Annotated in this window: 1 protein-coding gene; it reads left to right on the forward strand. The window is 35.6% G+C overall.

From position 1 onward, the window contains the following. The first annotated feature begins 227 nt into the window (after positions 1-227). Positions 228-752 (forward strand): hypothetical protein, encoded by a 525-nt coding sequence (locus tag ACR0QS_RS13345; protein ID WP_432633940.1) that lies wholly within the window; start codon positions 228-230, stop codon positions 750-752. Positions 753-1068: the final 316 nt, after the last annotated feature.

Genomic DNA, 1068 nt, shown 5'->3' on the forward strand with positions numbered 1-1068 from the left:
ATTTTAATTATTTTATTTATTGAGATTAATTTATATTGTTCGGTTTGGATTGCAACGCCTAACAATGATGTTTTTTACAAGCGGATTACAAAGTCTAAACGGAGTTGTGTTTTTGTCCACTTTTTTTACAAAAAAAGTGGTAGTTTTTTGGTTCTTTTTTGCCACTCAAAAAAGAACATGAATTTTGATACTTTTATTAAAAGTAAAAGTGAGGATTTAAAATGAAAATGAAAAATTTAATTATACTTCCCCTCTTGGCGATTTTCCTTGTCGCATGCGAAAAATCCACCCTCAAAATCACCCATCCCGATGACAACTTTTTTCTTAATAAATTAAAAACTCTGGGAGACGATTTCACGGTTTCGAGCGATGGAAAAAATATAACAGCCAACGGAACGAATTATACTTTTGAAAAAACTATTTCTGGGCTTGGCGGTATTTATTCTGACGGCAAGGGCGGTTATATGGTTGTAGTCCCCGCAGGCGAATCGGCTCACACGGTTACAATGGGAAAAGACGAAAAAGAAACTTTGGAAGAAATAATCGACATAATCGGAATGGAAAATTCTGGCGGTATAATCGGCGCGCTAACGACTAAAGAAGGATTTACGGATAAAAATAATATTAGCGGACTTACTTCGGGACTTTCGGACGACAAAAAACAGCAATTAGAAGATTTAATTGCAAATAAAAAATTGGATGAAAAAAATCTGGGAACTTATGAAAAATTCCCAAAAACAACAACAACTTAAAAAAGGAGTAATAAAAGAAAAAAATAATTTATCGTCATTGCGAGGACTTGATAAAGTCCGAAGCAATCCACACTGAATAGATTGCTTCGGCAAAGCCTCGCAATGACAAATCAAGTCGTCATTGCGAGACATTGAAAATGTCGAAGCAATCCACTATTAATAAAACTAAATTTTGAAAATAGAATTTCTTAATTTTGGATTGCTTCGTTTCACTCGCAATGACGGACGAAAAAAGAATTTGTCATCGCCTTTAGGCGCACAGAGTGGGCGAACGAGGCTAAAGCCCGCCTTTGGCGAGTGAAGCAATCCACACTAA

It is taken from the genome of Brachyspira sp., assembly GCF_050873525.1.
In the GTDB taxonomy this organism is placed as follows: domain Bacteria; phylum Spirochaetota; class Brachyspiria; order Brachyspirales; family Brachyspiraceae; genus Brachyspira.

Excerpts from the sequence above, each read along its gene's own strand:
- ACR0QS_RS13345 (WP_432633940.1), top strand. The coding sequence starts at position 228 with ATGAAAAATTTAATTATACTTCCCCTCTTGGCGATTTTCCTTGTCGCA.